11 protein-coding genes are annotated in these 8,919 nt (G+C 71.5%); 6 read left to right on the top strand and 5 right to left on the bottom strand.

Annotation, left to right across the window (positions count from 1 at the left end; all coding sequences use genetic code 11):
• A partial coding sequence (locus tag ACFFNX_RS24850; protein WP_378206862.1) for a sigma-70 family RNA polymerase sigma factor occupies window positions 1–795 on the bottom strand: 795 nt, incomplete at its 3' end.
• Between the two features lie 232 nt (window positions 796–1,027).
• On the opposite strand from ACFFNX_RS24850, the gene thiC reads away from it, so the two are divergent.
• From thiC to ACFFNX_RS24830, 4 genes are all read left to right on the top strand, one after another.
• Window positions 1,028–2,734, top strand: coding sequence for a phosphomethylpyrimidine synthase ThiC (thiC, locus tag ACFFNX_RS24845; RefSeq protein WP_378206859.1), 1,707 nt, complete (start codon window positions 1,028–1,030; stop codon window positions 2,732–2,734).
• Window positions 2,735–2,861: 127 nt separating this feature from the next.
• Window positions 2,862–3,260: a hypothetical protein gene (locus ACFFNX_RS24840; RefSeq protein WP_378206856.1), complete on the top strand. Its 399-nt coding sequence runs from the start codon at window positions 2,862–2,864 to the stop codon at window positions 3,258–3,260.
• Between the two features lie 120 nt (window positions 3,261–3,380).
• Window positions 3,381–4,793: a glycoside hydrolase family 47 protein gene (locus ACFFNX_RS24835; RefSeq protein ID WP_378206853.1), complete on the top strand. Its 1,413-nt coding sequence runs from the start codon at window positions 3,381–3,383 to the stop codon at window positions 4,791–4,793.
• A gap of 47 nt (window positions 4,794–4,840) precedes the next feature.
• Complete coding sequence (locus ACFFNX_RS24830) at window positions 4,841–5,368, top strand: GNAT family N-acetyltransferase (RefSeq protein WP_378206850.1); 528 nt, start codon at window positions 4,841–4,843, stop codon at window positions 5,366–5,368.
• Between the two features lie 36 nt (window positions 5,369–5,404).
• On the opposite strand, the gene ACFFNX_RS24825 is transcribed toward ACFFNX_RS24830, so the two are convergent.
• Entirely contained in the window at window positions 5,405–5,680 is a 276-nt protein-coding gene (locus ACFFNX_RS24825; RefSeq protein ID WP_378206848.1) for a hypothetical protein, read from the bottom strand.
• Between the two features lie 117 nt (window positions 5,681–5,797).
• The gene (locus tag ACFFNX_RS24820) at window positions 5,798–6,136 is read right to left on the bottom strand and encodes a hypothetical protein (protein ID WP_378206845.1); all 339 of its coding nucleotides are present in this window, start codon (window positions 6,134–6,136) and stop codon (window positions 5,798–5,800) included.
• Window positions 6,137–6,280: 144 nt separating this feature from the next.
• Between ACFFNX_RS24820 and ACFFNX_RS24815 the strand changes: the two genes are divergently transcribed.
• The gene (locus ACFFNX_RS24815; protein WP_378206842.1) at window positions 6,281–6,424 is read left to right on the top strand and encodes a hypothetical protein; all 144 of its coding nucleotides are present in this window, start codon (window positions 6,281–6,283) and stop codon (window positions 6,422–6,424) included.
• Window positions 6,425–6,541: 117 nt separating this feature from the next.
• Here ACFFNX_RS24815 and ACFFNX_RS24810 read toward each other — a convergent pair whose 3' ends face one another.
• Complete coding sequence (locus ACFFNX_RS24810; protein ID WP_378206839.1) at window positions 6,542–6,727, bottom strand: hypothetical protein; 186 nt, start codon at window positions 6,725–6,727, stop codon at window positions 6,542–6,544.
• 97 nt (window positions 6,728–6,824) lie between these two features.
• A complete protein-coding gene (locus tag ACFFNX_RS24805; RefSeq protein WP_378206836.1) occupies window positions 6,825–7,706 on the bottom strand; it encodes an SDR family oxidoreductase in 882 nt (293 codons plus the stop codon).
• 86 nt (window positions 7,707–7,792) lie between these two features.
• On the opposite strand from ACFFNX_RS24805, the gene ACFFNX_RS24800 reads away from it, so the two are divergent.
• A complete protein-coding gene (locus tag ACFFNX_RS24800; protein ID WP_378206833.1) occupies window positions 7,793–8,371 on the top strand; it encodes a TetR/AcrR family transcriptional regulator in 579 nt (192 codons plus the stop codon).
• Window positions 8,372–8,919: the final 548 nt, after the last annotated feature.

The raw sequence follows: 8,919 nt of genomic DNA, 5'->3' as shown, positions 1-8,919 counted from the left end.
CTCTCCGATGATGGTGAAGCTCATGATCGAGAAGAGCTCGCCGTCGACGGTGTTGATCAGCCCGGCCGTTCCGTTCACCAGCGCTGGCCGGGTGACCGAGGCGGTGGCCATGCGCTGGAAGCCGCCGAGCGGGCCGGCCACCTCCTGAACGCCGCGCAGGACGTTCATGCCGCTGGGGGACCCGCCGTCGGTGCGCAGCACGACGTCGGGGTCGAGGATGGCCACCAGGCCGCCGAGGTCGCCGCCGCGCGCGGCGGTCAGAAAGGCGTCGACCACGCGCCGCTGGGCGACCGGGTCCGGGTCCGGTACGGGGGCCGCGCCCCGGACCCGCCGGCGGGCGCGGCTGGCGAGCTTCCTGGTCGCGGCCGGCGTACGGTCGACGATCGGGGCGATCTCCTCGAACGGCATGCCGAACATGTCGTGCAGGACGAACGCCAGCCGTTCGGCGGGGTTCAGGGACTCCAGCACCACCAGCAGCGCCAGGCCGACCGAGTCGGCGATCAGCGCGTTGTGCTCGGGGTCGCCGCCCTCCTCGCCGACGATCGGGTCGGGCAGGTGAGTCTCGTACCGCGACCGGCGTGAGCGCAGCAGGTCCAGGCAGACCCGGCCGGCGACCGTGGTCAGCCAGCCGCCGAGGTTGTCGATGTCGCCGGCCTCGGAACGCTCGAGCCGGAGCCAGGCCTCCTGGACGGCGTCGTCGGCCTCGGCCGACGAGCCGAGAATCCGGTGGGCCATCGCCTTCAGGTGGCCGCGGTGTTCTTCGAACCGCTCGGCCAGAAGGTCCCGGTCGTTCATGCGCGCCCCCTTCGTTGGGTGTTCGCAGCAATGACGGACGGGACGCCCCCGATGTGACCGGCGTGGCGCGACCGCTCCTGACGCGCGGGGCGTTCCGGGTTATGGTTGACGGTGACAGCGGGAGCCCGGGCGGACCGGGCTGAGAGTGCGGCTTTCGCTCGCTTGCGGGCGGCGCGTCGCAGACCGAAGAACCTGACCCGGGTAATGCCGGCGTAGGGAGTGGTCCTCCACCATGGACGGTTCAGTTTCGCATGCCCACAAGACGTACCTGACCTCGGAAAACGGGCTCAAGGTGCCGATGCGGGCGATCTCGCTGACCAACGGCGAGGCGGTGCGCCTGTATGACACCTCCGGTCCGTACACCGACCCCTCGTACGCGGTCGACGTCGAGCGCGGGCTCCCCGCGCTGCGCTCCGACTGGATCATCCGGCGCGGCGACACGGCGGCCTACGAGGGCCGGGCCGCAGGCTCCGAGGACGACGGCCGCGCCACCGGCCCGGCGCGGACACCGGCACGGTCACCGCGCCGGGCCGGTGGCGGCGCGGTCACTCAGCGGGCGTACGCGCGGCGCGGGGAGATCACGGCCGAGATGGAGTTCGTCGCCCTGCGCGAAGGAGTGGAGCCGTCCTTCGTCCGGGACGAGATCGCCGCCGGGCGGGCCGTACTGCCCGCCAACGTCAACCACCCCGAGACGGAGCCGATGATCATCGGCCGGAACTTCCTGGTCAAGGTCAACGCCAACATCGGCAACTCCGCCGTCACCTCCTCCATCGCCGATGAGGTCGACAAGATGACCTGGGCGACCCGGTGGGGCGCGGACACGATCATGGACCTGTCGACCGGGCCGGACATCCACACCACCCGCGAGTGGATCCTGCGCAACTCCCCCGTCCCGGTCGGCACCGTCCCGATCTACCAGGCGTTGGAGAAGGTCGGCGGCGACCCCGCCGAGCTGACCTACGAGCTGTTCCGCGACACGGTCGTCGAGCAGGCCGAGCAGGGCGTGGACTACATGACGGTCCACGCGGGGGTGCTGCTGTCGTACGTGCCGCTGACGACGCGGCGCAGGACCGGAATCGTCTCCCGCGGCGGCTCCATCATGGCCGCGTGGTGTCTGGCCCACCACCGGGAGAACTTCCTCTACGCCAACTTCCGTGAGCTCTGCGAGATCTTCGCGGCGTACGACATCACCTGGTCGCTCGGCGACGGGCTGCGACCGGGCTCGATCGCCGACGCGAACGACGAGGCCCAGTTCGCGGAGCTGCGGACCCAGGGCGAGCTCACGAGGATCGCCGCCTCGTACGACAACCAGGTGATGAACGAGGGCCCGGGTCACGTGCCGATGCACAAGATCAAGGCGAACGTCGACCTGCAACGGGAGCTCTGCGACGACGCGCCCTTCTACACGCTGGGCCCCCTGACCACCGACATCGCCCCCGGCTATGACCACATCACCTCGGCCATCGGCGCCGCGATGATCGGCTGGTACGGCACGGCGATGCTCTGCTACGTCACGCCCAAGGAGCACCTCGGCCTGCCGGACCGGGACGACGTCAAGGCCGGGCTGATCGCCTACCGGATCGCCGCGCACGCGGCCGACCTGGCCAAGGGGCACCCGACGGCGCAGGCCTGGGACGACGCCCTGTCCGACGCGCGCTTCGAGTTCCGCTGGGAGGACCAGTTCGACCTCGCCCTGGACCCCGACACGGCACGGGCCTTCCACGACGAGACCCTTCCCGCGGCGCCCGCCAAGACCGCCCACTTCTGCTCGATGTGCGGCCCCAAGTTCTGCGCCATGAAGATCAGCCAGGACGTGCGGCGCTATGCCGAGGAGCGCGGGCTCGCCCAGGACGAGGCCCTGGCCGCGGGGATGAGGGAGAAGGCGGAGGAGTTCAACGCCGCCGGAAGGCGGATCTACCTGCCCGTCCAGCCCGGGTAGGCCGATTCGGGAGGGGTCCCCGGGCTCGCGGTCTACGGTGCCTGCCACGACATGACGTCCGACCCGAGGAGAAGCCGTGATGCCGGTGGGCGAGACCGCTCAGGCCCCTGACGACAGGCCGCGACGCATGCCCGCGACGGTCAGATGGGCCGTCGCGGGGCTGTGGTTCGAGACGGCCCTGTTCCTGCTCGGCGTGGCGGGCATGTTCGTGACCGCCCATGACCTGAGTTCCCACGGTCAGAACGGCGTCGCGCAGGCGGTCCTGTCCGGCCTGTTCCTCGTGCCGGTCGCCGCGCTCTGGGGCGGGTGTGCCATCGCCGCGTCGCGCCGCGCGTTCTGGGTGCGGGTGGTGGCGATCTGCCTGCAGGCCTGCTTCGTCCTCGGCGGGCTGATCGTGCTGGCCGTCGCCCTCGCGGTTCAGGACGTCATCGGGATCGTGGTCGCGATCGTGTTCCTCGCCGTCCCGGCGGCCGTCATCCTGTTGTCGTTCACGCCGGCTGCCCGGGAGTGGTTCGGCCGCCGCTGACATCGGCGGCTCTCCCCGTCGGCCGATTGTCGGCCGGGACCGGTCAGCCTCATCGCCAGGAGATCCGTCGGATGGTAGGACGACAACGTTGTCATGATCTCCTGACTCCGGCGGTGAGCGATGAGAGCCTCCATCCCCTTCACGCGCAGAGCGTTCCTCGGCACCCTGACGGCGGCCGGCGGCCTGGCCGTCGCCGGACTTCCGGCCGGCCCGGCGCGGGCGGCCGGGCGACACGACTGGCACAAGGTCGCCGACGACGTACGGGCCGAGCTGCGGCACGCCTGGGCGTCCTACCGGCGGTACGCGTGGGGCCACGACCAGTTGCTTCCGGTGAGCGGCGGGAGCAGCGAGTTCTTCGACGCCGCGCATCCGGTCGGGCTGAGCATCGTCGAGGCGCTCGGCACGCTGTACTTCATGGGCCTGGACGACGAGCTCGCCGACGGGGTGCGGTGGGTACGCGACCACCTCGACTTCGCCGGGGTCAACGCCGACGTCCAGGTCTTCGAGACCAACATCCGGATGGTCGGCGGGCTGCTGTCGGGCTACCTGTGCACGGGAGAGCGGGCCCTGCTTCAGCAGGCGCGGACGATCGCCGACATCCTCCTGCCCTGTTTCACCGAGTCCCCCACCGGCCTGCCGTACCGCCGGGTCAACCCGTCCACGGGTCACATCACCGGGAACGTCAACGTCCTCGCCGAGGTGGGGACGATCATCGCCGAGTTCGGCACACTGTCGCGGCTGGTGCACGACGCCCGCTACTTCGACGCCGCGAAGAAGGCGACGCGCGCGGTGTACGACCGGCGCTCCCCGCTCGACCTGGTCGGCACGGAGATCAACATCGAGACGGGCGCGTGGACGGACTCCAGCGCCCGCGTCGACCCGCCGGTGGACTCGTTCTTCGAGTACCTGTGGGACGGCTGGGACCTGTTCCGCGACCGTGACCTCAAGCACTGGTACGACACGCTGACCGCGGCCGTACTGCGGCACGAGGAGGAGCGCTTCGACGGTGAGCTGTGGTTCCACCGGGCCGACATGACGACCGGCGCGACCCTCGGGCGCGAGACGTCGGAGCTGACGAGTTACTACGCCGGCCTGCTGGGCCAGAGCGGCCACCTGCGGGAGGGCGAGGCGTACCACTCGGCGTGGGCGTCGGTGCTGTCGTCGTACACGCTGCTGCCGGAGGGGTACGACTACGGCACGGGTAAGGCGACCGACCCCGGCAACCAGCTCCGGCCGGAGTACGTCGACGCGGCGTTCAACCTGTGGCTGCTGACGGGTAAGGACCTCTACCGCGAGCGGGCGCGTGACTACTACCTGCGGCAGAAGCGGGCCTCGCGGGTGGCGAACGGCTGGACGATCGCCACGGACGTCACCGCCTCACCGGTCAAGCTCGGCGACCTGACACCCGGATACTGGTGGGCGGAGCAGATGAAGTACTGGTATCTGATGTTCGCGGACTGCCCGCGCTTCGACTACCGGGACAACTATCTTTCGACGGAGGGCGCGGTCCTGCGGGGGGTCATCCGGCACTGAGCCCCCTCGACCGGAGTCCTTCGCGGACCGCCCGAGCACGAACGGAGATGAGCGACCTGTCCGAGCCGCGCCTCGTCCAGCCGACGACGGCCCTACGTGAGTCGTATCTCGCCGGCGAGCGAGCCGACTGCCTGGCGGAAGGGCGGAGCACCGAGTGGCTCGCCCCGGCCGTCGAGGACTTCGACGCGTTCGTCGCGGAGCGCAGCGGGGTGTTCGTCCGGTGGGACGTACCCTGCACCACGTTCTGGTACGTCGTCGGGCAGGACTACCTCGGCACGCTCATGATCCGGCATCGGCTCACGCCGGAGCTCACCAACGTGGGAGGCCACGTGGGGTACCACATCGTCGCCCCCTGGCGCCGGCGAGGCCACGCGACCCGGATGCTCTCCGCCGGGCTGCCGGAGTGCCGGCGGCTCGGCCTCGACCAGGTCCTGCTCACCTGCACCCGCGACAACGAGGCGTCGCGCCGCGTGATCCTCGCCAACGGCGGAGTACCCGACCGTCCCTACGGCGACGAAGACCGCTTCTGGATCACCCTCGGCGAAGGTCCGGGCACCGGGGAGGGACGGCGCTGACCTCGGGTGGGGCGCCGTCGTCGCGTTCCATCCGGGCTACGTCGCGCCGGCGGGGGCGGCAAGGGCCGCCAGACCTCGTGCGCGTGCGCCATCTTCTGGGCGAGGACGCGGGTGTTCCGGCACTCCTCGGGGGGCAGTGCTCCTCGTCCCCGCCGCCGGATCTCGCGGCACTCGTACGGCGGCGCCGTCGACCGCCTCGACGATCTGCAGGAGTCTGATCTCGGCGGCGGGGCCCCGCTCCCGGGGGCCCGTCGCCGCCGCCGGGACGCCGCTCTTGACGAGCACCTGGAGTTGCTTGGCCAGATAGGCCACCGGCAGGTCGTGGTACTGCGCGACGCGGGGTGCCCGGGTCGAGCCGTGCCGGCGTCGTGGCGCGGTGCAGGAGCACCGTCACCACCCTCCAACGCGCCGCGCACGACGTCGTACGCATCAGCCGCTCGCCCGGCGTCGATCTGGTGACCGGGGACGGCCTCGACGCGGCTGGTCGGCGAACCGCCGGCTGAGGGTACGCACGGAGACGCCCGCGTGCGCGGCCAGGTCGGTGGTCACCGGCTCGCCGAGCCTCGCGGTGACCCACTCCAGCAACGGCGCGAGCGTGCCGTCGAACTGTTCGGCCCTGGCCTGCGTCGACGCCGTCATCGACGCGGCGAACCCCACGTCGGCCGACCCCGTGGAGACGGTGATCTTCTTCGGCGCCGCCCACGCGCAACCTGCTCGCCGCCGAGGAGCGCGCCGGGACCCGTACTGCCGTCGATCGCCGGGATCCACCGCGTCGAGGGCAAGGCGCACTACACCGGCAGCGGGAGCAGGAGCGCTCGGTCGCGGCTGGTCCCGTGCCGTGGACGATCGTCCCGATCACGCGGTTCCACGACTTCGCCGCGACGGTGGCGAGCTGGACCGAACAGGTACGGCGTGGCCACGATCGCGCCCGCGGACGTCGCCGGCGTCCTCGCCGAGATCGCCACGGCCACACCGCAGGGGCGTCATCCCGACGTCGCCGGGCCCGAGCCGCAGGACCGGCCCGGCGTACCAACGAGGCACGCCGCCGTACGGTGAAGCTCGTGCCGACTTGGGCGGGACCGTTCGAACCGGACATGGCGGGTGAGGTGAACGTGATATCCGAGAGCGCGGCCAGAGTGACCGCCTCGGCGGTGTCGAGCGGGGGTCCGGAGATCACCGGTCGTAGCCCTCGCTCGTCGCCCGTGCGTAGCCGTCGCCGGACGCCTTCTGCTCGACCTCGACGGCCGGGAACTCACCCCCCAGCGAGCGCACCTGGTCGGCCACCTCCGGCCTCGGGTCGGTGGCCCGTACGATCGCGCCCAGGCTCGACGCCGCACCGATCGCGGCCAGTCCGGCCACCCACGGCGCCAGGCCCGTCCTGCGGCGGTTCGACGCGATTCGAGGTCTCAGGACGGCGCCAGGCCCGTCCTGCGGCGGTTCGACGTGGTTCGAGGTCTCAGGGCTGAATGTTCTCCAGGTCCTCGAGCAGGCCGGCGTGTGTCGGCCGCCACCCGAGGGTGTCGCGGGTGTGGACACTCGACGCCGGCTGGTCCATCGCGAAGATCGGGCCGAACGGGCCGAAGGTCTCCTGCGGCACCGGCCCGACCGGCAGGCCCAGCCGCCGGCCGATGACGGTGGCGATGTCGCGTACCGCGTCGCCCTCGTCGGCCACGGCGTGCCAGGACGTCCCGGCCGGCGCCGATTCGAGGGCCAGCCGGAACAGGACCGCCGCGTCGAGCGCGTGCACGGCCGGCCAGCGCTGGGTGCCGTCGCCCGGGTAGCCGGACACTCCGGAGCGGCGCGCCGCCTCGGCCAGCAGGCCGGCGAATCCGCCCTTGCCCTCGTTGTGAACCGTGCGCGGCATGCGGACCGCCGTGGCGCGGACACCGCGCGAGGCCAGTTCCAGCAGCGCGTTGACCGAACGGCCTCGACCGCCCACCGGTCCGTCGGTCGGCAGCGGATCGGCCTCGGTGGAGGGCCGGCCCGGCACCCAGGGCGTACCCGAGACGGTGACGATCGGGCGGTCGCTTCCGACCAGTTCCTCCCCCAGCGCGGCGAGGGCGGCGCCCTCCTCGGCGACGGCCTGTGCGAGCGCGTCCGCGTCGCCGTAGCTGCGGCCGAACGCCAGGCTGATGACGCCATCGGACCGGGCGGCGCCGGCCCGCAGGACGTCGAGGTCCGCGATCTCTCCTCGCAGCGCCTCGGCGCCGGCGTCCTTGACGGCCAGCGCGGAGGCGTCCGAGCGGACCAGCGCGAGAACGGTGTGACCGTTACGGAATAGCTCGGCGACGACGGCGGAGCCGATGGTGCCGGTACCGCCGGTGACGAATACGTGCATGGGGCTCTCCCCGGAAGTGATGGGACTTTTGTCCCGTCACCGTAACAGGCCAACGGGACCTTTGTCCCATCACCTATGATGGCGCCATGGCGCGATGGCAACCGGGGGCGAAGCAGCGACTAGTCGTCGCGGCCGTGGACCTGTTCACCGAACAGGGATACGACGACACCACGGTGACGCAGATCGCCGAACGCGCCGGAGTCACCAAGAGCACCTTCTTCCGGCACTTCTCCGACAAGCGCGAACTCCTGGTCGCCGGCCAGGAGACCCTGAGCAAGCTGCTCGCCGACGGGATCACCGAGGCGCCGGCGAACGCCAGCCCACTCGAAGCGGTCGCAGCCGGCCTGGAGCGCGCGTCGAGCTCGATGGGCCCGGCGAACCGCGAGCTAGGCCCCCGCCTCAAGGCGGCCGTCGCCGCCAGCACCGAACTCCAGGAGCGAGACGCCCTCAAGAGCGTCGGTCTCGCAGCCGCGATGACAGCCGCGCTCATCGCCCGCGGCGTCCCCGACCCGACCGCGCATCTCGCGGCGGAGCTGGGAGTCCTCGCGTTCAAGCGAGGCTACGCCCAGTGGTCCGAAGCCGATCGCGACGACGACACCGGACTGGCCCAGCATGCACTGACCGCCTTGAACGACCTACGCACCGCGACCGCGTCACTGGGCTAACCCCCCCGGGACCGGGCACGATCACACCGGCAGCGCCGACGGACCTGAGCGGGCAGCGGTTCGCTGTGCGACAGCCAACCGATTCACGGGACCGCCACCTACCGCATCACTGGGCTGCCCCCCGGACCGGGCACGATTACACCGGCAGCACCCACCGACAGGAACGGGCAGTGGTCCGCCGTACGACACCCAACCGGTTCGCGGGATCGCCACCTACGGCCCCTACCGCGAGGCGGACAGAGCACGGCCGGGTTCGACGCGCGCCGCCCTGCGACGTGCCCGAAAGCCGCGTCGGCGGGCGGGTCGCCGACCGCCCGTTCTGCGCGCCTAGAAGCAAACCACCAGCTACGCGCCTAGAAGCAAACCACCAGGAGCCCGGCACATCTCGGCCACCAGATACGCCCACGCCCGGCCAGCCGCCGCCGACAGCGCCGTAGGCCGATCACCCAGCCAAGGCCTGTTCAAAGTCCCGCCGCCCGGGACACTCCCCGCCCTCCCAGGGGGCGCCGACCCCACTTCCATTGTCAAGCCACCCCACACACCAAAGA

The organism is Actinoallomurus acaciae, from assembly GCF_042429965.1.
GTDB lineage: Bacteria > Actinomycetota > Actinomycetes > Streptosporangiales > Streptosporangiaceae > Actinoallomurus > Actinoallomurus acaciae.
The sequence above is the reverse complement of the archived record's forward strand: the minus strand, read 5'-3'. Positions and strand labels throughout refer to the sequence as shown.